The sequence below is a fragment of the Psychrobacter sp. 1044 genome (assembly GCF_904846525.1).
In the GTDB taxonomy this organism is placed as follows: domain Bacteria; phylum Pseudomonadota; class Gammaproteobacteria; order Pseudomonadales; family Moraxellaceae; genus Psychrobacter.
The window spans coordinates 106,153-130,179 of record NZ_CAJHAZ010000011.1 but is presented as its reverse complement, the minus strand read 5'-3'; the positions used below and the strand labels follow the sequence as shown (position 1 = coordinate 130,179).

At 38.1% G+C, this 24,027-nt stretch carries 18 protein-coding genes; 5 read left to right on the top strand and 13 right to left on the bottom strand.

What is annotated here, in order from left to right:
- Positions 1-256 precede the first annotated feature (256 nt).
- The 3 genes from JMX82_RS09510 to JMX82_RS09500 are packed head-to-tail and all read left to right on the top strand — an operon-like array spanning position 257 to position 4,658.
- Entirely contained in the window at positions 257-1,918 is a 1,662-nt protein-coding gene (locus JMX82_RS09510) for a DEAD/DEAH box helicase (protein ID WP_201540370.1), read from the top strand.
- Between the two features lie 9 nt (positions 1,919-1,927).
- Entirely contained in the window at positions 1,928-3,739 is a 1,812-nt protein-coding gene (locus JMX82_RS09505) for an ATP-binding protein (RefSeq protein ID WP_201540369.1), read from the top strand.
- Positions 3,723-4,658, top strand: a complete 936-nt coding sequence (locus JMX82_RS09500; protein ID WP_201540368.1) for a phospholipase D family protein — start codon at positions 3,723-3,725, stop codon at positions 4,656-4,658. Before JMX82_RS09505 ends, JMX82_RS09500 begins: the two co-directional genes overlap by 17 nt.
- Before the next feature lie 21 nt (positions 4,659-4,679).
- Here the strand turns inward: JMX82_RS09500 and JMX82_RS09495 are convergent, their stop codons facing one another.
- The 3 genes from JMX82_RS09495 to JMX82_RS09485 all read right to left on the bottom strand — a co-directional run bounded on the left by JMX82_RS09495 (position 4,680) and on the right by JMX82_RS09485 (position 9,960).
- Complete coding sequence (locus JMX82_RS09495; RefSeq protein ID WP_201540367.1) at positions 4,680-5,516, bottom strand: phosphoadenosine phosphosulfate reductase family protein; 837 nt, start codon at positions 5,514-5,516, stop codon at positions 4,680-4,682.
- Entirely contained in the window at positions 5,517-8,729 is a 3,213-nt protein-coding gene (locus JMX82_RS09490) for a hypothetical protein (RefSeq protein ID WP_201540366.1), read from the bottom strand.
- Positions 8,730-8,943: 214 nt separating this feature from the next.
- A complete protein-coding gene (locus JMX82_RS09485; protein ID WP_201540365.1) occupies positions 8,944-9,960 on the bottom strand; it encodes a DUF4007 family protein in 1,017 nt (338 codons plus the stop codon).
- 164 nt (positions 9,961-10,124) lie between these two features.
- Between JMX82_RS09485 and JMX82_RS09480 the strand changes: the two genes are divergently transcribed.
- Both JMX82_RS09480 and JMX82_RS09475 read left to right on the top strand, forming a co-directional pair.
- Positions 10,125-11,282, top strand: coding sequence for a cysteine desulfurase family protein (locus JMX82_RS09480; RefSeq protein WP_201540364.1), 1,158 nt, complete (start codon positions 10,125-10,127; stop codon positions 11,280-11,282).
- A 135-nt stretch (positions 11,283-11,417) separates the two neighbouring features.
- Positions 11,418-12,134, top strand: coding sequence for a 3'-5' exonuclease (locus JMX82_RS09475; RefSeq protein ID WP_201540363.1), 717 nt, complete (start codon positions 11,418-11,420; stop codon positions 12,132-12,134).
- Between the two features lie 279 nt (positions 12,135-12,413).
- Here the strand turns inward: JMX82_RS09475 and JMX82_RS09470 are convergent, their stop codons facing one another.
- From JMX82_RS09470 to JMX82_RS09425, 10 genes are all read right to left on the bottom strand, one after another.
- Positions 12,414-12,887: a hypothetical protein gene (locus tag JMX82_RS09470; RefSeq protein WP_201540362.1), complete on the bottom strand. Its 474-nt coding sequence runs from the start codon at positions 12,885-12,887 to the stop codon at positions 12,414-12,416.
- A gap of 47 nt (positions 12,888-12,934) precedes the next feature.
- Positions 12,935-13,522, bottom strand: coding sequence for a 3'-5' exonuclease (locus tag JMX82_RS09465; RefSeq protein WP_201540361.1), 588 nt, complete (start codon positions 13,520-13,522; stop codon positions 12,935-12,937).
- A 26-nt stretch (positions 13,523-13,548) separates the two neighbouring features.
- Entirely contained in the window at positions 13,549-14,445 is an 897-nt protein-coding gene (locus JMX82_RS09460) for an AAA family ATPase (protein WP_201540360.1), read from the bottom strand.
- Positions 14,442-14,939 carry a hypothetical protein gene (locus JMX82_RS09455; protein ID WP_201540359.1) on the bottom strand — a complete coding sequence of 166 codons (498 nt, stop codon included), beginning with the start codon at positions 14,937-14,939 and terminating at the stop codon, positions 14,442-14,444. Before JMX82_RS09455 ends, JMX82_RS09460 begins: the two co-directional genes overlap by 4 nt.
- A 1-nt stretch (position 14,940) precedes the next feature.
- The gene (locus JMX82_RS09450) at positions 14,941-15,888 is read right to left on the bottom strand and encodes a CBASS oligonucleotide cyclase (protein ID WP_201540358.1); all 948 of its coding nucleotides are present in this window, start codon (positions 15,886-15,888) and stop codon (positions 14,941-14,943) included.
- 24 nt (positions 15,889-15,912) lie between these two features.
- Entirely contained in the window at positions 15,913-17,439 is a 1,527-nt protein-coding gene (locus JMX82_RS09445; RefSeq protein WP_201540357.1) for a phosphorylase, read from the bottom strand.
- 1,113 nt (positions 17,440-18,552) lie between these two features.
- On the bottom strand, positions 18,553-20,235 hold the full coding sequence (locus JMX82_RS09440) for an NAD-dependent malic enzyme (protein WP_045446305.1): 1,683 nt from the start codon (positions 20,233-20,235) through the stop codon (positions 18,553-18,555).
- Positions 20,236-20,688: 453 nt separating this feature from the next.
- Positions 20,689-21,408: an ABC transporter ATP-binding protein gene (locus JMX82_RS09435; protein WP_201540356.1), complete on the bottom strand. Its 720-nt coding sequence runs from the start codon at positions 21,406-21,408 to the stop codon at positions 20,689-20,691.
- Positions 21,409-21,484: 76 nt separating this feature from the next.
- On the bottom strand, positions 21,485-22,759 hold the full coding sequence (locus tag JMX82_RS09430) for an ABC transporter permease (RefSeq protein WP_227676558.1): 1,275 nt from the start codon (positions 22,757-22,759) through the stop codon (positions 21,485-21,487).
- A complete protein-coding gene (locus JMX82_RS09425; RefSeq protein WP_201540355.1) occupies positions 22,756-23,997 on the bottom strand; it encodes an efflux RND transporter periplasmic adaptor subunit in 1,242 nt (413 codons plus the stop codon). Before JMX82_RS09425 ends, JMX82_RS09430 begins: the two co-directional genes overlap by 4 nt.
- Positions 23,998-24,027: the final 30 nt, after the last annotated feature.

Here is a 24,027-nt window from a genome sequence, read left to right as displayed (position 1 = left end):
ACCGTCTTGTATAGCTTAGCGAATTGTTTAGCTTTCAAAGAAATACCCAGGTAGCTTGGGCAATATTGGGGTTTGATAGAAATCATAGATTATTAAAACTTAGTTGGCTAAATACAGCTTAAGGTCTTTTATTCTAAAGCCCGTAAAGTTATAATCCCTCTCCTCTATAGGGAATAATCTATCTTCTTCTTAATTATTAGCATCAGATTTCATATCAGGCTATAGAAAAACATATATTTTAGATAATGGATTTTATATGAATATTGCTCCAACTGAACTACTTACTAACTTTTCTAAAATGGACTGTTATGATTATTATGACAATGAAACAAGATTAATTATTGAAGAGTTGGAGGAGAAGAAGATCCCTATAGATTACCATGCATTAATTTTGACAAAAATTGATGAAATTTTAGCGGAAGATTCAGATAAAAAACTATCCTTTATTGAGCTAGTCATTAGCAAGCAATCATTACCCTCTTTACAAAACCTTATTAACCACTTTGGTATTGAAGTATTGGAAAGCAATAAATATCTAGCTGTAACAGAGTACTTTAAAAGAAATATAGCTCAGTTAAGTCAGATTTTAGGCTTTTACTCTACTACTAAAGAACTAACCCAGAACTCTAAATTTGACGCTGTCAGACGTATTGAGCCCAAATATCCTATTCGTAAATACCAGCAAAGCTGTACTTCCGATTTATGGCATCTATATGATAATAAAGAGCACAGAGCTTTACTTCATTTACCTACTGGCGCCGGAAAAACTCGCACAGCCATTAATTTTATTTGCGAGTACTTAAGGGATAATACTCACAAAAGTGTCATTTGGTTTGCAGACACTGTAGAGCTGTGTGAACAAGCACGTAACGAATTTAACATAGCTTGGCAAAGTATAGGTAATAGAGGAATGGGAAGTTTTGCATTCTATAGTAGCTCGGAGCTCTCGCTTAGTGGTATTAATGAAGGTTTTATTGTTGCTGGATTACAGAAGTTTCGCTCTCAAGAATCATCAGATAAAGCAAGTGCCAAACTCATCCTTGATCACTTTAAAAAAAACGTAGGTTTAGTGATATTTGATGAAGCTCACAAAGCACTAGCTTCCACTTATAAAGATATTATTTTAGATATTATAGAAAAAGCAGGAGTTAACTGCTTCTTACTAGGCCTGAGCGCAACTCCAGGTAGGAAAACATATATAAACAGTGAGGACGACGAAGAGAACCAGCAATTAAGTGAATTGTTTAGCAATAATAAGGTTACACCAATTATTGATGGCTACGTATCAATAATTGAATATCTCATCGAGGAAAAATTCTTATCTAACTACACAATACTACCTATTAACTATGATAATAGTGAAACTGTATTTAGAATGCATAGTGATTTCGAAAAAGATAGCAAACTATTAAACTATCTTGCTGATAGTGATCTACGTAATGATGAAATCATAAGTACAGTGATTGCAGAGATAAATGCACCTCACCCTGAAATAGAAGAGAGGCCTGGAGCTCTGAACCAAGGCATCGTGTTCGCTTTAAACGTTAACCATGCTAAAAGACTAGAAATCCTATTAAATAACGCAGGAGTAAAATCCAAAGTTATTATAGGTAAAACTGACTCTTATCAACGCAGTGTGGCTATACAACGCTATAAAAATCAGGAGATAAGAGTTCTAATTAATTATGGCGTCTTAACTGCTGGTTTCGATGCACCTTGTACTAATTCCGTTTTTATCACCAGGCCTACATCGTCCCTAATACAATACTTGCAAATGGCGGGACGTGCTATGCGTGGTCCCAAAAGTGGCGGAAGTAAAAATTGTCGTATCTACACTGTGAAAGATGAAGACAAACAATTCAACAATATGTATAACGCTTTTAAATACTGGGACACCAGTTGGAAGTCTAAAAAATAAGGATTAGTTATGAATTTAGAGCAACATCCGTATGTACGTCCTTCTCAAGTGATTGAGTCAATGCGTGATAATGGATATAAAAATACAGCTTATGCACTAGCTGAACTTATTGACAACAGTATTCAAGCTGGAGCTAAAGTTGTACGCTTTGTCTGCTTTGAAGCTTACGAGCAGATTAATTCTACTAGTCGCAGACGTATCCAAAAAATAGCTATATTAGATGATGGTTATGGCATGGATGAAAAAACACTATATATGTCTCTAGAGTTTGGGGCTTCAAAAAATAAAGAAGACCCTGAAGGTATGGGTAAATTCGGTATGGGATTACCAAACTCAAGTATATCCCAGTGTAAAAAAACTGAAGTTTGGAGCTGGATAGAAGGTAATCAACCTTTTTACACTTATCTAGATGTTGATAAAATAAAAAGCGGTGAGCAAGAAGCGATTCCTTATCCAGTAACACGTAAACTCGACAGCAAGCTTGCAGATGCATATAAAGGTGCTATACCTACATCTGGTACAGTCATCGCATGGTCTGAGCTTGATAGATTGCATTGGAAAACATCTGCGACTCTACTTAAACATACGCAAAATCTTATTGGGCGTATGTATCGATATATGCTGCAACATAAAAATGAGAACAAAAGGGTTCGTATTGTTTTTGAGAATTACTTATATAATCATTCAACTCAATCCTATGAACTAGAGGAATCTGTTAACTTTAAAGCAAATGACCCAATGTATTTGATGCAAGGGACTGTTGTAGAGGAAATGAAAGATTTCCCTGATGATTTTAAAGGACAGTCTTTATTCGATATTAATGCAGATGAAAATCTAAGTAAAAAAGATATTACTCTATCAGATGGTACAAAAGGTTCTTATATTATTAGGACGTCCTCTATAAAAAAAGACTTTGCTAATAAAATGACTGAGCAAACAAACGCAAAAATTGGCAGTACAGATGTTGGAAGGCAATTTGCTTCCAATATAGGCCTTTCTATCATTCGGTCTGGCAGAGAATTGGATTTAAAAAGAGATTTTAAAATTAAGGATAACTATCAGAAAGATAGATATATTGGCGTTGAAATTCATTTCTCACCTAGTTTAGATAAGTTTTTTGGTGTAACTAATAATAAGCAAAGTGCTACCAAAATCCAGCCTCCTAATTTACCAGAAATAGCTCTACAAGAAGATGTAGATGAATCTAAAGTCATCGAAGTCATAAAACAGAGTGATCCGGATTATGCGCTTTTATTACAGTGTCTTTCTGATATAGAAAAAGCTTTTGAGGTTTATAGTGAGTTAGATAAGAAGAAAATATCTTATGGTAGAGATAAAAAGTCTGAAGCTCCTGATAATACTGATTTAGCAACGGTTAGAGCAACGAATGCGGAACAACAACGTGCAAACGAACATCCTACAGCAGGTGATGAGGACAAACCTAACCCTGAAGACATGAAAGAAGTGTTAAGCGAAAAAAACTACAATGAAATTGAGTTAGATCAGCTTATTAAAGATGTGATAGAAAATAATATTATTGTAAAGTTTGATGAAAGAGATGGTCCGCAAACGATGTTGTTTGATATTTCTATCATTCAAGGATTCACGCTGATACAAATTAATACTGAACATAACTTCTACCGGAACTTCATGTCAAAAGCCACAGAAAGAGACCAAATGCTCTTGAAACTGTGCTTAGCTGCTTGGGGTAGAATGGAAAAAGAAGCACCAACAGAAGCTGTCAGAAGGAGATATGAGTTATCTCGTCAACAATGGGGTGTAATGTTAGATGGATATTTAAGCGATGAAGAAGATTACTAGTTTACCTATAGTTCAAGATAATCATATTATAGATACTAGGTCCATTACTAAAGTTTTACAGACACTAATAGAGCAAGCCAATTCAATATGCTTTATTAGTGCCTTTCTAACTGGTTCTATACTTGAAGTCTTTAAAGAAAATGATTTTGAAAAAAATATAAGCTTATACATTAGGTGTAGACCATCTGACTGTATAGGAGGCAGCTGTGATCTTAATGTACTAAAGCAGTTAATTTCTAAAGGGGTTAGTTGCTTTATTGATTATAAATTACACGCTAAAATTTATATATTTGACTCGAAAGACGCTGTTATTGGCAGCTCAAATTTAACTGCAAATGGCTTAGGTTTCTCCCATTATCCAAATTTTGAACTTAACTATAGCTGTCAACTATCAAGTTCAGACTTGTCTCAAATTGATAATTATCTTGCTCAGTGTGTACAAATAAATATCAATGATATCGAGAAAATGCAAAAAGAGCTTGCATTGATTAATACTACGTCATTAAATAATATACCTGATGAATGGGAAACAGTTGATTTAAAGCCTAAAGAAGAGTTGTTAGGACTATTTATTGAAGACTTCCCAAAGAGCAATCCATTTGACTTATCAAAGTATAGTGAGAAAGATATAGTTCATGATCAAACGATGTTCGGTACAACTCCCTCAGACAAAACCAAGTTTAAGCAATCAAACGTATTTAAATTTATTCATCGGTTTATATCATTACAAGAAAGTAAGTCTGCTAGCTTTGGTGCTATAACAGCCTATTTGCATAACCATATATTAGATGACTTCTCCCCGTATAGAAGAGAAGTCAAAATATTTTTGCAAAACTTTACATCGTATTTAGAGTTCTATGAAAACGAGATTATTAAGGTCAAGAGACCAAATTATAGCCAAGTATTTTTCCTAGAATAATCATGTACTTGTAGATAATTTCTACTTATGACACATCACACACATTTTGCCTTGACCATAAATATCATCCATATCTAACTCAGGCTCACCATCAGGTCTAAGCGGATTAACCTTAATTCGCTTCTTCATTTTAGCAAGTCGCTTGTCATGATCTGCTTTAATTTCAGCGATGCGTTCAGGACGACTAAGCTCTTCTAGGGATTCACGTTCAGACCAAGTAAAGGGGGTTTGGTTAGCTAGTGCTTCCTTCTCATAAGCCATAGCCTCTTTAAAAGCTTCAGGATGGCGCTCTAATAACCCTACCCATTCTATCTTACGCTGGAAAAAGCAGAAGGTACACCCACTACGAGTACGCCACTCATAATATGACGGTAGCCCTACTCCAGAGTTTTCTAAGATATCCATAACGCCCGGCTTATCAATTCCGTCTTCTCTGAAAGGCAGTTTAATAACCAGTTTTTCATCACTGGAGTCATAACCAGTACGGTATGGCTCATCTGAACGAATAGCGACATATGAGTGTACCTCATAGCCCTCATCTAAAAAGCCCTGTACCCAGTCTTGAAACGGCTTTAGCTTCATTTTGATGGTACACCAGCGAGCCTGGGGCGATGGCAAGTAATCATTATGCTGAGTTAGCCAAAAGTCAAAATCTCTATCAGGATTGATGTGTTGTACAGGTTTACCTAAGTACCCTTCTAAATAAGAGAGATACTCATACACTTCATCAAGCTCTTTGCCAGTATCGGTAAAGAAGTACTCAATCTCTAAATCTGGGTAATTATCACGCATATAAATAGCCAATGCTGCACTATCTTTACCACCTGATATACCTAATACGTGCTTTATTTTCGACATTTAAGATTCTTCCTTTTCAGCATCTTCTTCATTTAGAGCTTCTAAGAGCTTCGCAATGACAGCAATTCTATCATTCATATCGAATTGACTTGCTTTTAGAGAGTTTGTAATTTCTTCTACCTTTTTATTGATAGGCTCGATATTTTTAGAGGTGATGTGCGCTTCTCTTACTCGGCTGGTCGTTGCATTAGGAGACTTCGTAATCACCCCGACTTTTTGTCTATCTGGACTGGCATTCACATCAGCGTTGACCTCTGCTTCTAAAAACTGAAACCCATACGTCGCAATACGCTGTTGCGCCTTGATGATATCTTGGTCGATCCACTTCTTAGAGGGCTTATTACCCGCCAGCAAACTGATTAAACTTTCAGCATCGTTCATAGAGCCATCGTATTTAACAAGTCTAGCTATAAACGCATCTAACAAATAATCACCGGACTTGCCAAATAATGCTTCTGAGCGTTTATTGATTTCAGTATAAGGGTTAACACTGTCTTCTTTTATTTTAAGATAATTCTGTAGTCCCATATTTATCTCAGACACTAGATCTGGATAAACCTTATCTAACTCTTGTAGACCTTCAATTATTTTTTCTACTTTTGCATCATCATCATCTGTTGCGTTAAAAAACTTAGGCAAATCATCAAAGAGCAGTTGATTAGGATCATTTGCTTTTTTCAAAATATCGCGCAGCTGCTTAGTTTTAGGTGATAAGGTATTAGTACGCTGAATCCATGGATGCAAACCATAGAAAATACTAACTAATGCTTGAGCAATCGGTAGTGGTTCATCCTCAATCTGAGTATTTAGACGAGCGCCGAACTCTTCTTGCAACCTGTCTCTTAAAACATGAATCCACGATTGGACGCCCTCTAAGAAAGATACCTCTCTTACACCTACATCAGCAGGGACTTTTATCAGGTACTCAGCCAATAAGTATTGGACCGAAGGCTTATATTCACCATTGATATAATTAGCTAAGTCACTGTGACGCGATAATATGTAGGCAATGTATAGGATTTCATGAAGTCCTGCTTTCACGCCATAAGGAGGTGCCTGCCAGGCTTCGTAGATTTCCTTAGCAGTAACTAGATCCCCTTTAGCCTCAGCAATGATGTTATCGGCACACTTCCAGATGGCCTGTAACTGCATATCATCAGGCTTAGAAAAATAATAATTACCCTCGCTATCTGCTTTATGCAAACCATTTTTGACAATAACCGACTCATATACGCCCTTTTCAGGTGGAAACTTATCAATTCCTAAGCTTGCCTCTTCACTACGTTCAATCATACGTTTAAGCAATTCACGGATAGCGCCTTTAGCGCTAGGTGAGGGTTTATTACGATTAACCAGCTCATTATTACATATGAAGTTTTGGGTAACTTGCTTATCGGCGATGGTTGATGCAAGTGCTGAAAGCTTGAATCTATTCAACTGGGTTTCAGGGCTTGCTAAATGTTTGCTATACCATTTCGATGCATTCAAACTCTTGTCAAGCAAGGTATTTAAAGCATCTTCTATCTCAACCAGACGCCCTTCTGTCTCTTGCCTTGCAATCTTATCGTTTAGCAATCTTTCTTCGTTTTTTAAAATATTACTAAGTGCAATTTTATCTTTCAACATATCGATGATAATCGTATGACTATCTAAGACCGCGACAACTAAGTTATTGAATTGATCAGAGCTGTCTATTTTTTTGCAAATCTCTGTTGCCAATAATACTTCTTCATCATTTTTTGGTATTAATAGGCAGAAGTATCCAACTAATGATGCATTTATACCATCTTGTAGACTCGCAAGTACTTCTTCTAATCCATCGGTAACGGGAAGTAGCTTAACTTCCATCCAACGCAGGCTACCCGTGAGTTGATAATGTTTCTTTGCAACGATAGGCTCAAACTGTTCTAATTGCTCAAATGGTAGCGAGTCAAGATCCTGAATCTGTTCTCTCACCGCATCGTTTAGGTTAAAGTCGCTGCCTTCACTAAGAACATAAGATTGTTTAAATTTACTATAAAATATAATGGATGCAGACTCTAAAGACTTTATAAGATCATTTAGCTGATCTTTATCTATGTCTAATAGTGTCTGTAATAGCTCAGGACTCGCGTGCACTCCTGTACCATCTGCGAAAATACTAATCAAAGCAATTATTTTAATTAACTTAACGGCTGCCTCGTCATCAAGTCCTTCATAACGGTTGACTGCTGCTTGAGAGAGTAGCCATTGTTTACTGTACTCAGAGGCAATAATAGCGTTATTTAAATTACTATCTAGATAATCCCAGAACTGATGGGGCTTAAATAAGGCAAACTCTTCTAACTTAGTATTTTTCAGATAATAGCCAAAACCGTTCGGTTCGGAAGACATTAAGAAAGAAAAGATGCTACGCTGATTTTGCCCAAAGTTCTTTTGAGACAACTTGCATAGCAAAATTGCCACAAGCGGATGTAGAGGAAATACATCACTTAACAGCTGGGTTAAACTCTCAGAGCTGGTTTGGCGGTAGTTAGTAATATTAGCCACTAGCGACTGAATTTGGGCAGTAAATTCAGCGTTGTCTTTGTGCTCTTCTAACTGTTCATTCGTTATATTGATGACTTGACCAATCAGATAGATCTGCTCTTCAACTGATAATGTAATGGCAAAATCAACAAACCTACCCTGAATCTTCATCCACTCATTATGCGTTTTAGCAGTCGCTTGGCGCGCGTAAGCTGTAAAAGATTGATGCAACATGCCTATTAGAAGTATTCTTCCACTAGTTCTATTCACAAACTCAGCAAGCTGTTGTAGAAAATAAATATCATCTGGACGATGACTCTTAGCCGCACCATCAAACACCTTACCTAGCTCGTCAATAAAAATAATAAGGCGTTGTTCATCATCGATATAGCTATCTAATGCCTCTAAAATCTCCTTTGCATCTGCACCTGAGGGTAATCCGAGTGCATCTCTAAATATCCGCTCTGGCGCTATCGTCTGACCTGTTAGGTTAAGCGTTTTCCATTGTTGGCCTTCCGAGTTAAAGTGTTTAACAATAGCAGTCTTATTTTTTTTGCTTAACTTAGAAGATGCGATTTCAACAATCTCTTTATCATGACTTACTAAGCCCTGTAGAAATAAAGCCAAACTAGATTTGCCAGATCCAAAAGGGCCTGTCCAAGTAAACGCTGTCTGTCCACCCTTTATATGACTAATCATATTCATTAGAATTTGTTCATAGGAAGCAGTACAGTAAAAGTTACTGATAGGACCTTTGTCGTTGCTATCAGCATAGATATTGATAGACCGCTGAAAATATTGGTTCCGCTCGATGTGGTCAATAAGGTAGTTATCTAAGTTAGGGCTATTATTCATGACTATTTATAACTCTATAATTAATTTATTAAAAATATGGTGATTAAATATTTTTCAGGATCTATTAGTGGCTATAGTCTTCATTTCGGATATTTTCTACGCATTGCTCAAAAATGGCATCAAGACTACTACCATCAGTTATTTGAAATTGGCGAATCCCAGCAGACTGAGTCCAAGCCAGCGAATATTTAGAGTCTTGTAATTGCTCTGCATAATCTATAATCGCATCTTCATCCAACATGAATACCCGACCTGGAGAGCATTCGTCATAAGTGCACATCTCTAGCGACAAGGTATCAGCTGCCCCATTATGAATCTGCCAACAGTTAATTAATCCATAAACAAAAACATGCAGTGTCAAAGAGTTCTTCTCACCTCGTAGCGCTCTAATGTTTTGTTTATTAACACGGGTCAATAGCCCAAGCTCTACTAGTGGGCCTTCTAATACATTTTCAAAATCATCAGTCGCTTTACGAGTTTTCGTTGTGTAATTTTGAATCAAGCATTCAATATCTTTTTTTATTGTTGAATCTGAAGGAGTAGATAGGCCATGGTCTTTAAAAAACTCTTTTAATAAGCGAGCAAATTCTTCGCGGCTTAACTCTGATTTCGTATTGATATTGAACAGCCAATAATAGGTCATTAAATTAGGGTTTGTGACAAGGCACAAATGCAATAGCCAAATGGTTGAAGGCGATTCTAGATAAGGATCCAAACCATGATCAGAAAAAATATTTTCAGCGTTATAAAAAGAGTTGAGTTGTTTAGTTGCGTCTACATTACCGTCTTTCGAAATTTCATCAATTATCGTAGTAGGCTGTGTATTATAATAAGCGCTGTTATCTCTGATAATCATAGCCGTCTGTGTTGACCAAAACCGCATAGCATTCAACATATTTTTACCAACACCAAAGTCAGCAATAGCTGTATTTTGAGAGAATATGTTTTCGATCTCTTCAGATTCCGACTGTATTGCAATTTGATCATGAACTTTTTTTAACCAGCCATATCTCAGTGGGAAGGTATCATGGCCTGAAAGAGTTGGTTTTATATTATCTATCAAAGATGCAAAGTAACGCATAAATATCAATCAATCCATATAAATTATAATAAACTTGTCTAGTTGTTTTCTGCATTGGAACAACTCTCCAATGCAAGAGTATATCATGTTACTATCTTTATGTAATCAGATTCTAGTCTTTTCATCTTAAAGACTGCCCCATATAAATAAATAATGAAAATATTATGAAAAACATATACTTAGACTATAATTCACATACTCCATGCGATATATCAGTTATTAAAGCTATGCAAAGCGTATGGTCTCAGCCTGGCAACCCTCATTCAGAAGGACACTCGTTTGGTTGGAAAAAACAAACATTAGTCAGTGATAGCCTCATGACATTCGCTGATATATATGACTGCTTTGAGGAAGACCTCTTGTTTACCTCAGGTGCCACTGAAGCGAACAACTTAGCTATCTATTCAGGCATTCCCATTGCCAAACAAATAAGCCCGCAAGCAGATACTATCCTAACTAGTCATTTAGAACATAAATCCGTCTTAAACCCGTTAGAAATAATCGCTGATAAATATAATCTTAATTTGGTTTATTTAGAAGTTACATCAGAAGGTGTTATTTATCTACAAGATATGAAGAATAAACTTGAGCAGAATAATGTTCTGTGGGTTTCTTGCACTATGACCAATGGCGTTATAGGAACAAACCAGCCTATCTATCAAGTTGCTGAGCTGTGCCAGCATTATAATGTGATGTTACATGTCGATGCGTCACAAGCGGGTTATATGAATATCGCCTGTCACGATTTGGAAGTGGACTTTCTCACACTATCTGCTCATAAAATATATGGGCCATCAGGTATTGGTCTCTTGTACTCAAAGCATCTTCAGAATCCTGAGTTTATGCCCATAATTTCTGGTGGTGGTCAACAAGCTGGACTTCGTGCTGGCACGTTACCTGTGCCGCTCATCGTTGGATTTGCCGAAGCAGCTAGAGTATTAGATGAAAGTAAAGAAGCGGAGATTTTACGATTGACAGAACTAAGAGATACTTTACTAAATGGTTTGAATCAAGCTCTTGCAATCCAAGTGTTTGGCGACTTAGATGATCGCCATCCTGGTAACTTATACTTAGCGATTGAAAATATTGATAGTATGCAACTTCTTAACAACGTACAACCAAATATTGCTTTTTCGCTTGGATCTGCTTGTGATGGTTTAAATCGTGAATACTCGCCTATCATGAAGTCGATGGGTGTAGCAAAGGAAGTCGCCGAATGCGCCTTTAGAATTTGTGTCGGACGAATGACTACGATTGCAGAGGTTCATTCGACAATAGATATGATAGTAACTGAAGTCAATAAGCTGAAAGTCATTGAGTAACAGCTATGATATTCCGACTGAAGGTAGCATAAGGTGAAGCAAGATATCACTAGTAGCTAATACAGTACTGATAAATTAGATAAGCTCGTAAAAAGTAAATATCTCATATCAAATTAAGTACTACTAAGGCCAATTATGACCACATATATACTCGACACAGAAACCACAGGGCTGATTGAACCGCACATGACTGAAGCGGCCTACTCTATCGTTGATATCATTAATGGCAAGGTGACTGTGTTACAAGCGCCAAGAGCGAAGCGCTTTAATCCCCTAAAAGAAATCAGCTTAGGTTCTATGGCGATATCACACATTTGTGATGAGGATGTGGCGGATGAACCACCTCATACAAACTTCAGACTACCTAGTAGTGTTAAGTATTTAATTGGCCACAATATTGATTTTGACATGGCCGTTCTCAAAAATGCTGGCGTGACCCATGAGCCTAAGTTAATTTGTACCAATGCGATGGCTAACTTTCTCCTTCCTACGCTTGAGAGCCATAAGCTAGTATCCCTTCTCTATCACTTCCACCGTGATATAGCGCGCGCTCAAGCAAAGAACGCGCATGCTGCCATTGCTGACATCTACTTCACTGAGCTAGTGCTTGGTAGTCTGATTGATATGGCTAACAGTCAAGGTCATGAGATAAGTGATGTGGAGAACTTATATGAGTTTAGTCAAATGGCACGTATACCCACACACTTAAGTTTTGGTAAGCATAAGGGTGAGGCTATTGCAGATTTAGCTGCGAGCTCTGAAGGTACTGGCTATATTAAATGGCTGCTCAAACAGGACAGTGTTGACCCTTATTTAGCTCAAGCATGCCAGCAAGCATTAGAGTCGGTATAAATATACTGATGTAGTCAGTTTGAGCTATGCTGAAAATTGAGATCGATACTAGAAATAGTTAACGCTAAAGTAGGTCAAGTTCTTATTGAAACTATAACTTATTAGGTGGTAAGTCCCTCAAAATTATGGTGTTTAAAATATCATCAATATCTGCATATACCATAGAAAAATCTTGCTCTGACAAGTCGGAAAAGCTCTATATGCTATTCTCTATACAGTGTAAAGGGCTGGAGTACGAAATTCACTTTTCTTGGGTGACGCTATTAATATCGGGGTTTGTTAAGTCAAGCAGCCTAATATTTTTGTTACGAATAAAAGAACCAAACCAATTCCTACAGAACTTGTAACCCCAAAAGTAAATCTAAATACAGCTCCATAGGTTAGTATTTTGCTAAAATAGTTTCGATTATTATTTTCTCTAATTAAATTTGCATTTTCGTTTATAAATATACCAATAGTGCTATCTGAATTACTTTCTAATTTTTTTAGTATTGATTCTGACTGTTTGACTAAAAATGAAGTTCTCTGGTCTAGCTTCCAAAAAACAATAGATACTAAAACAACGAATATACTTAAAAATGTACCAATGTATAAAAGATCATTAGACGCTTGTAAAGTTGCTCCAATACCTGCACCCAAACCCGCTATAATAAATAAAAAGTAATTAAATAAAATCGTTCTTTGGCTAGAGTGCAATTCAAAATATTTCCATGCATGCTCAAAGGCTTGCTCAGAGCTTATTCCGTTGGTCATAGACATCCCTACTTTGTAGTTCGTGATTTAATCACAGAACAGATTTGTCATCTCTCTACAGAGACATTTGACTCTAAGCTACGTCCCTTAGACTCACTTAACGTATATACCAATCTAAATAGCTCAGCTTGATATTTAGCATCGGCTAAAGCATCGTGATTGCCTTCTAAACTAGGGGCAACCATTCTATCAATAGAGCTCGACTTAGTATCATACCAACTACAACCAGTAGCTCCCATAAAAACTGCTTTTATATCTATAGCGCTTATGCCAAAAGGGTTATGCTCGATATACTTTAAAAAGTAATAGTTAATAAATGACCAATCGAATGGCGCATTTAAACCAACAAACACAGGTCTATAATTTTTAGGAACGTTGCTATTGATCCAGGTACTAAACTTCTTCATAGCTTCAATAGGAGTGAAACCCTCTTTTTCAGTTTGTTCTAATGTCAAACCTGTTACTTCTAATGCCTCAGGAATGAACATTTCACTTATCGGCTTAAGCATAATAGAGAAATTAATTTCAGGTTCGTAAACAAGACACGCTCCGATAGTCATCATACTGTGCTCACTGACAATCGGCCCTGCTGTTTCAATATCAACTGAAATAAATACTTCTGGTTTCTTTGTCATCTTAAGCCCTTATTATATTTTAAATATTAACCAGCCATGACCGGAGAAGGTTGCATACTTGCGGCAACGTCAAATAAATGATTCATAGTCAACGGTGAATCTGGAAACGCCGAAGCTACAGCGGTTGGATATAGACGAGTACGTACATCGGAATACGACCAACCAGGACTACTATTTGTAGGCATAGTTAGCTCGACTAATTTTTCTATGTCATGCTCTTCTACGTCTAAATCCGATAAATCTTGAACAAACAAATCATATAGTTCTTGTCTAGAAGGGCGCGTAAACTCCTCTACTATCAAAGCACGTCTACGTAACGCTGCATCAAGTGAATCCAATCGGTTAGTACATAAAACCACCAATATTCTACCTCCATGTTTTCTTAGGTCATCAATGGATTGAATCATGGTATTAACACCAACTTTATCTTCATGATGACTTTGCTGCTGACTTCTAGAAGCGCCCAAGGAATCACCTTCATCAATAATTAGAAAAGCACGTCCATCACCTGTACCAATAGACCTTGTAATCTCATCAAAAGCTTGAGAAATTAAAGTTCCCATTTCTCCCACCCTGCCCGAACCACGTACTTTATTACTTAATTTAAATAGTATAGCGTCTTCGATTTTAGCATCGCGAGCCAGTTTATTGGCAATCGCCTCGGCATTGGCTGTTTTACCAGTACCTACATCTCCATAGAAAATAGCTAGAGGATATTGGTCAGACAGCAACTCTAATATAGCCAATTTTTTCTTATGATGAATATCACTCCATGCTTCAAGTTCCTCAGGCTGAAGAAGCATTTGCAACTGCTTTTTAATACGTTGGTAACGACTTTCAAATCCCAAAAGCTTGCCAGCTTTTTTATCTAAGTCTCTTGTTGGTAGATCAGTTATTTGTTCAAAAACAGTTGAATCACTCATGAATAATCATTCCTATTTGCGCCAAATCCATTGCTACTATAGCCACGACTGCCCGACGAAGATAAGCTACTATGACTTGTATCATCATATGAAGGGCTCCATTTTATTTTTAAGGGTAGTTTTTTAGCTTGATCTCTTTGCGCTCGATACTTATCAGTATAAGATAAGATAACTCTAAGTCTTCCACTAGGAGTATAAGGCCACATTACCCCGCCAGGTCTAGCTGAACCTGAAGCATTTTCAGTAATAAACAAATAGGTAAGGGCTTTAACTTCATTTTCTGAAGCGGATATTAGAGTCAAATCAACCTTAGCTAAGTAATCACTTTTAGCCAATAGCTCGATATCATGGGCGTATTCTCTAGCCTTATTTTCTGAAACTGCTTCTGTACTACTAGCTATCATTACTAAATCAGCTTCGATACTTCTTACAACTTTTGCAACATCAGCTATCGTATAAGAACTGGTTACAGTGCTTGAATTAGATACACTCATTTTAACCCTCTACTTTAAAGGTATTACCGAATAATTCTTTCCATAATTTTAAATCTCCTGTTGTGGAAGCATAGTTTGCTAACTCCCAAGCTTCTTCAGCTTTTTCAACAATCTCTTTTCTTTCAGAATCAGTTATCCGTGATGCTACGTTATTTTGATGGTTAGCAGGGTCAACGATTACTACAGGATCATAGAAAGATATCTGCGTTTCCGAACTATTTTCCTTAAAATCAATACGTTCCTGTAAGTTACTCTGAGCAATATATAATAAGAAGGCTCGAAAACGTTCCTCTATGTTTACAGTTGGTCCTTTATTATCTTGTATAGATGCTAATATTAATTCGATATGGAAAGACTTTAGCCCTTTTGGTTTAGCCCTATTCTTCCAACGTTTAGCCATACGTACCAATGTTCGGTAATGCTTATCTTCATCCTTTCTATTTTGTACAAATTTTATATGACATGGTGCGCAGGTAAGACTTTTACCTCCTGTATTTAGGTCATATTGCCATCCATAATCCAAATTATTACTATCTTGAATAACAGGCACAACATCAACGTCAAGACCACTACCAACAAAAGATATGGAAGTAGCTCTTGTCTGAATTTCGAAGTCTTCTACTGATTTAGTCGGATAAATTTTTATTAAAAGCTCTTGAATGAGCTCAATCAATTCCTTAAATGAGTCACTATTGTGGTTCTCATCATCAATATAGAAAACTAGATCAACGTCAATCTGATCCTCATTAGTTTTCTTTAATATTGTATATTTGGCAAAAGAACCCGCTTTTACTACTCTTACAATTCTAAGTTCAGATTGATTTTTAATCTCTCTACGTAGATTTTTTATCAAATTATCAACTTGTTCATGATATTTTTTTCTTCTATCTTCTTCTAAGCGAAGGATATTACTATCGTAGTACTGAAGCTCTTTATTCAATAATGGCATTTTACTTCCTATTAAATTTATTATTTAAACGTTTAAACTTAAACCGTGTTTTATAAAATCTTTAGCAACAATGGCTGCGGCTGTAGCTGCTATATTATGATAATCATCATTTTTATTATCGTTACCATTATCGCTTATGCCACGAATCATTAAAACAGGCGTGTCATTTTGTTCGCAAGCAGTAAATACTCCTTCTCCTTCCATTTCTACTACAGCTACTCTTCCATGTATTTTTTTTAGTTCATTAAACTTTTCTTCATCTCTAAAAAGCTTATTACCACTAGCTATAGTAGCTAGCTTGGGGGTTATAGTTTGGGATTTAGCATCTTGATTATTTATTTTAATATTATGAAACTCTCTTGCATAAGTTAACCTCTCACTTAACTGGTCATTACTACCTATGTATGCATTGATATCTTGTCTGATACTTGTTCTCAAGTTATAGTGTTTTGGTCGAGGCTCTACTTGATTATCTGCAATTAAAGCGGCACCTTCGTATCCTATTATTAATTCAGCAAAAACAACATCTCCAAGTTCAAACTTACCAAGCATTCCCCCAGCAATCCCAAGCATAATTATATTTTTAGGTTGTAACGCCTTTATTAGTGTAGATGTAACTGATGCTGCATTAGGAATGCCTGCCTCACCTAAAATGGCCACAGCACACTTTATTTCTGATGCATCGGCACAAATTATTTTGGTATCCCACACATTTAAATTATTATTCACTTTATTAGCTGCGGTGCTGTCGTCAATATCTAACACTCTCTTTATAGCGGCGAGCTCGACACCAATAGCAGTGATAATCAGCACATCGGGCGGTAAGCTTTCAATCTGGGCTATTTTTTCATTGTAAAATATATCAATAATTCTTTGTGCAATACTTGAATAAGACTGAACACAGTACTCTAAGGATAAAGAATCTAAAAATTGTAAAACCTCAGCACCAGTATGAGGTAAGTATTTTTCAGGATTTTCTTGGAACTCTTCAAGCACATCAAGTGCGCCATTGCCATCATCACTAAGTCCACCAATTTCTAAATCAAGCGCTATGACAGGCAGTGAGCTATCTGACATCTTTGTAGCTCTTCCAAATACGCCTTTACCACCTCCTAGACACACCATTTCAGTGCAAATATGAACCTGTTCATCAACAATGGCTCCTCCAGTTAATTTTTTTCTTTCTATATGAACTCTGGATGCTAGCCCCCTGTTAACCATACTACTAAGTAACCTTCGTTGCTCAGCCGTCGCTTTCTCTTTTAATACCTTATCAGAAGCCACTACTTTTAATCGTACTTTCTCACTTGCATCTGGCAATAATCTGTCGATTATACTTACTATACTCCAATCAAATAGAAGAGGTTTATTATTAATATTTAGACATTCACCCGATAAATAAACAACAAACCCTCCTCCAAACTCAATAACATTTTCTACAAAATTTTCTACAAAATTATGAGCTAACTCAATCTTAGCGTTATCAGTTTTAGACGATATACTACCTGCCAATAGAATATAACTATCCTCAAGCTTGTTAGAACCCACCATTCATCTCCCCTACACACTGAATTGTTTCTAATCCTTACTTAATAGGGGGTTTTTTGTTATTTACAATGGGCTTTTGAAAATATCTTAGGTTAATATTTTATGTGTAATACCAAATAATATAATAAGATACCTAAATTGATGCTCTAAACATCAAAGGCTTTCTGATTCTATTGTTCAATATGCTGGATGCTGATATTCATATACTAATATAACGGAGAACTTAAAAACGATTAGCTTCACTTTATGTTGCTCAATTCAAACTCGTTGAGATATAGGCGATCCGCTGTAAAATGAACACAGAGCTACTGGTATTAAGTTTGCGCAGCCTCTGTCTGCGTAGGCACAGCAAGCAAGGAAAATGAATACCAGTAGCGCATTATAATACTTGTACTTATTTTATTTAGGACTGACTATAGTTAAAAAGCGAAGAACTGTGATCGATTAATATCAATGAGATTGGTAGAACCTTATCCGAGAGCGACGGCAAAATTATAAGCTACCCAATTGAGTTTGATGATGATAATCATTATGTAATAATTCTGGCATGATGTGTCCTCATTGTCCCCTTTGGAATTATTATTTAGGGGTGACAACTATCCTGCCATAGGGGGCTATATTACTTCTCTCTAAAATACTATTAGCTTCTAGACTGATAATTAAATATTAATGTAGCTCTATCTTTAAAAAGATCAATTTTAACCAAATATTACAATAAACTTTCAAATAAAACTCATCTAACTAATGGGATTTATTTAAACTGCATCCTGAATTTTTTGTTGGTATAACCGTTGGTATAAGATAGAATAACATAAAATATTTTATTATAAATCAATAACTTAATATTGATATTTGGTTGATACTGGGCCCACCAAATTCAAACCCTTACAGGCATTTACTTGTAAGGGTTTTTTGTTGTCTAGAATTTAATAGAAAACAATCATTGAACTATGCTGAAAAACTGGTAAAAGTAAACTTGCTAATCTAATAGATTGGATAGCAGTAAAAAAGGTTGCCAACACTATATGTAATATAGCGTTAGCAACCTTTTTTCATTTAGTGTTTTACTTCGATAATGTGCTTAATATTAGAATTTGTTATATCTAATTTCTAACATTAGAAAGAAGTACGGCGATAATTACGATATTCAGGCAACCAAAAATTCGCTTTTAATCGACGTTGTAAATTCTCCGCTGTGATAGGTAGTGCTAGCTTATCTTGAGCCGCTTGCAATGCCACTGCATACGCTATTTTTTCACTGATCTCTCTGATGACTTTAATAGGCGGTAGGATGGCACCAGGTGCTTTTTCGTATTCCATTGAGATATCTGCAAGGGCTTGGCTTGCCGCCATGAGCATATTATCGCTGATACCCGTCGCCCGTGCTGCTAAAACACCCAGACCAATACCGGGGAAAATATAGCTGTTATTACACTGAGAAACCTCGAAAGACTGACCTTCAAAAGTGGTATGAGGGAAAGGGCTACCTGTTGCAACAATTGCCTTACCCTTGCTCCAATTAGTCACTTCTTGCGGTGTTGCTTCCACACGAGACGTGGGGTTTGAAAGTGGTAATACAATAGGATGCTCAGTATTAACACACAAAGATTCGATCACCTCTTGGGTGAACAGACCTTTTTGTCCACTGACGCCGAATAATACGGTTATTTTTGCTTGTTTAACCACTTGCGCTAAACCGAGTTTCTTACTTTTATCCCAGCTTTCAATAGCGGATTCTTTTTGTACTAACGGTTCTTGGAATTTTTGTAGCTCCGTCATGTTATCAGTAAGCAGGCCATAGCGGTCAACCATAAATACTTGGCTGCGAGCCTGCGCCTCCGTTAACCCTTCACGCTGCATTTGGCGAATAATATGCTCAGCAATACCACAACCAGCAGACCCTGCGCCTAAAAATGCTATTTTTTGTTGGCTAAGCTTCTGACCTTTATTTAAGCACGCTGCAATCAAGGTACCGACTGAAACGGCAGCAGTACCCTGAATGTCATCATTAAAACAGCATAATTGGTCACGATATTTATTCAATAATGGTGTCGCGTTCTCTTGGGCAAAATCTTCAAATTGTAATAATGCCTCTGGCCAACGACGTTTAACGGCTTGAATAAATAAGTCGACAAACTCATTATACTCATCACCAGAAATGCGTGGGTTTCTCCAGCCCATGTACATAGGATCGTCAAGTAGCTGTTGATTATTGGTACCGACATCCAGCAAAATTGGTAAGCAATAAGCTGGGCTAATACCACCACAAGCGGTGTACAACGCCAATTTACCAATGGGAATACCCATACCACCAATACCTTGATCCCCTAGACCTAATATACGTTCGCCGTCAGTGACAACGATTACCTTCACGTTTTGCTTGGTGGCATTTTGCAGCATGTCATCGATTTTATGGCGCTCAGGATATGAGATAAACAAACCGCGTTTACGACGATAAATTTGCGAGAATTTTTCACATGCTTGACCAACCGTCGGAGTATAAATGAGCGGCATGACTTCCTCAATGTGCTGCTCAATTAGATGGTGAAATAAGGTTTCATTGGTATCTTGTATGTTACGCAAGTAAATATGCTTATCCATATCATTAGTGAATGAGCGTAGTTGATGATAAGCGCGTAGTGATTGCTCTTCAATTGTCTCAATGTTATGAGGTAATAGCCCAGTTAAATTAAAGCTATCACGCTCTTCTGATGAAAAAGCACTGCCTTTATTGAGTAAAGGAGTCTCTAAAAGAGCGGGCCCTGCAACGGGAATATATAAAGGACGCTTGTTTGACATAATGTAATCTTCTTATTAAAGGCATATGAGTGAAAGCCATACTGAGTGAAAGCTATGCTAGTGCTGCATTATACATAGCATCTACTGGTATTTAACAATAGATAACAAAATCATTTTGAATGAACATGGCTCTAAAGGTGATGACACGGATACATTGACCTAGAAATATAGATATATTTAGCTTTTACCTTAAATTTTTATAAAAAAGGGTTTTTGATTATTGGGTGTTTTCTATGAGATTTCATACAATCGAAGCCGCTACCTTTATTGATGTCACTATAGTCGATTCAATTTAAAAGTAGTACAAGGCAACCGAGTGTAGATGTATATTAAATACTTCAAGCGAGGCTAACGCTGTAATGCTTTTATAGTGGAATGACTATATTGACGGCGGTATTGATAGAAATCTTTGTTAAGCAGATAAGTAATCCGCCAATATGACTTTTATTATCACTACGATATTTTTTGATTATTTAAACTATCACTATCAATACGACCATCGACCAAATTAATCGTGCGATCACAAGATGCTGACAAGCGTGGATCATGGGTGACAAGCAATACCGCGCAATCACGTTCCTGATTGACTTTGCGGAACAGCTCAAACACCTCCCCTGCCGTCACGGTATCCAGATTACCTGTAGGTTCATCAGCCAATAGCAATGCCGGTTCAGTTATCAAGGCACGTGCAATCGCAACACGCTGTTGCTGGCCACCTGATAGCTCGTTAGGTTTACTGTCAGCGAAGCGCTCTAACCCAACCGCTGCCAGTAGCTCGCGCGCTTTTTGGATAGCAAGCTTATTTGGACGACCCCTTGTCAATGTTAGCGGCATTAAGATATTGTCTAATGCGCTAAACGCTTGAATCAGATGATGAAACTGAAAGACAAAGCCAATACTACTGCCACGCAAAGCGGTGCGACCAGCATCATTCATAGCACTGGTCGCTTGACCCAACAGATATAGCTCACCGCTGGTTGGCTGATCTAGTAACCCTAGTACATTTAGCAAAGTGCTTTTACCTGAACCAGAAGGACCAATCAGGGCGGCAAAGTCGTTAGTGCTGATAGTTAAGTCAATACCGTGCAGCACCTCAATCTCATTAGGTTGACCGATGTTATAAGACTTTTTTAGTGCCTCTAAACGCAGAACTTCGTGAGATTGACTGGACATATGAGTTGACGTCTTATTAAAAGGATTGACAGAAACATTGTTAAAGTCACTGTTAAAAGTGTCGCTAGAATCATGATTAGACATAACGAATAGCCACCACTGGATCAAGTGCTGCTGCGCGCCGCGCTGGAATAGCGGCTGCTATAACACCAGTTAGTGTGGCTAACGACATAGTCACTAAGATCAGATTTATTGATATGGGAATTGTAAATATGTCGGGCCCAAAAGTATTAAAAGACCAGACCAATACATAGCTGACACCACTACCGACAATAGAGCCTAACAAGCCAAATATAGCCCCTTGAATTAAGAATATTCGTAGGATTTGCTGACGAGTTGCACCCATGGCTCGTAAGATACCAATCTCGCGCGTACGCTGAACCACACTGACCGACAGCACACTGGCAATGCCAAAAGCCACCGAAATCGCCACAAAAACGACAATCATATTGCTAGATAAACTTTGAGCCGTGAGACCACTCAGCAGTTGGGCGTTGGTTTGAATCCAGCTTTCTGCTTGCAGTGAGGTCAAACGACCCACTTGTGCAGCGATTTCCTCCGCCTCAAAGATATCTTCAACCGTCAAATCAATGACTGTGATACCGCCCGGTAGGTTGAGTAATGACTGCGCTTGTTTTAGGTCTAGATACACGTAGCGCGCATCAAGCTCTCGTACGCCGAGCTCAAATATACCAGCGATATTGACTACAGCGCTGTTGTTACTAAGGTTGCTACCAAGGCTGTTACTCAGATTATTGCTGCTACTGCTGTCTTGACCCGTATCCAAACGTAATTTGCTGCCGACCTCTACACCCAAATCTTTAGCCAGTTCACTACCAATCAATACATTATCTGCGCCCACTCGCAGCTCACCACTGATTAAGTATTCATCAAGTGGGATAATGTTCTGATAGCGCTCTAAATCAGTACCTACTAGTATCACCGACTCTAATGCTTCGCCACGCCGGACAAACCCAGGCCCAGACACGTTTGGCGATACGGCAGTTAACAAGGGCAGTTGATCTAGCGTGTCAGTGATTTGCTGCCAATTATTAATAGAACGTAGCCGCTGTGGACGCTTGTCTTCTTGTATCAGTTGCAGTGTATCCTCAGCAGACGGCGCTATTAGGTTGACTTCGTCTGACGCTACTAAGCGAATATGTGCCTGACTGCCGAGGGTGCTTTCAATAAGGTTGGTCTGTAATCCTTGGATGAGTGCGGTGATAAATATAATAACGGCAACACCTATCGCCACTCCCAGAGTAATCATCAACGACTGTACTCGTCCCTCGCGTAAAAAACTGATGGCAATGGTGGCATCAATCCATAGTCTACCGAAAAAAGCCGTCAATTGACTGTCTCCGCTGCTTGGCTCTTATCACTTATAGTCTTCATCTTGTCAGCATCAGGAGCGGCAAAAGGTGCTGCTTGAAGCGCAGTTCTAACTCGTGCGCCATCAGCCAGTGAGACTGTCGCATCAACCAATATCTCATCACCTGCGCTCAGTCCTGAGAGCACCTCTGATGCTGACAGCCCGCGTAACCCTAATTTCACTACTTGACGTTGTGTTTTACCATCACGCAATAATAATACTTCGGCGCTGTCTTCTTTAACATTGGCTAGTGCATCATTAGGAATGACTAAGGCTTTTGCGCGTTGATCCGTTTCGATATTCACTGATACCGTCATATCTTGACGCAAAAAATCAGGTACAGGATCGACGGACAATCTCACCTCTACCGTACCGCGTTGCGGATCTATACTTGGTGCAATGAAACTAATACGTACGGGGAACGGTTTATCCGGATAGGCATCAGCAATAGCGACAGCTGGTTGCTGCAAAGCCAATCGAGATAAATTACGTTCATCAAGCGGTACTCTTATTTCAGTTTTACCATCGAGGGCAATAGTAAACAAGCTCTGACCTGGCTGTACCAAATCGCCTATTTCTACATTTCGGGTTAGAATAGTGCCTGATACTTTGCTACGTACTTGCGCTTTATTGAGCTGAGCCTGCAATGCTGCGATACGAGCACGTAATAAATCTTCTTCAACACCACCAGAGGAGAGTGCATTCGCTCTCAGGCGTGCATTTTCAAGGTCATTGCGTGCTTGGGCTTGGGCTTGAATCGCTTGCTCCATTTCCTCATCAGAGATGGCCGAGATAGCACCCAATTCGCGCCTACGCTCGACATTACGGTCAGCTTGCGCCAACGCTACTTCGGCATTGGTCAAGTCCACCATTGCTTGTGGACGAGTGCTACTAATCAATTCCGCCAACTCGGCTTCTGCTTGCCGCACTTGGGCTGCAACGTCATCGGAGCTTAGTACCAACAATAAATCTCCTGCAGCGACTTGTTCGCCTTCTGCTACCCGTCGCTCTAATACGACACCTGATATCTCGCTACCAATGTCAGTATTTGATACGGCAACGACCCGTCCAGTCGCTACGACCGTCTGCACCAAAGGCATCGAAGATATTCTATAGCTTGGTAATAGTGGGCCTTGCCACCAACGAAAGGCAAAAAAGCCCGCAACAATGATGAGCAGTAGTGCGCTAACAATCAGTTTATAAGGAATAGAGCGCAATGAGTTTCTCCCGTTCAGAACAAATACCTA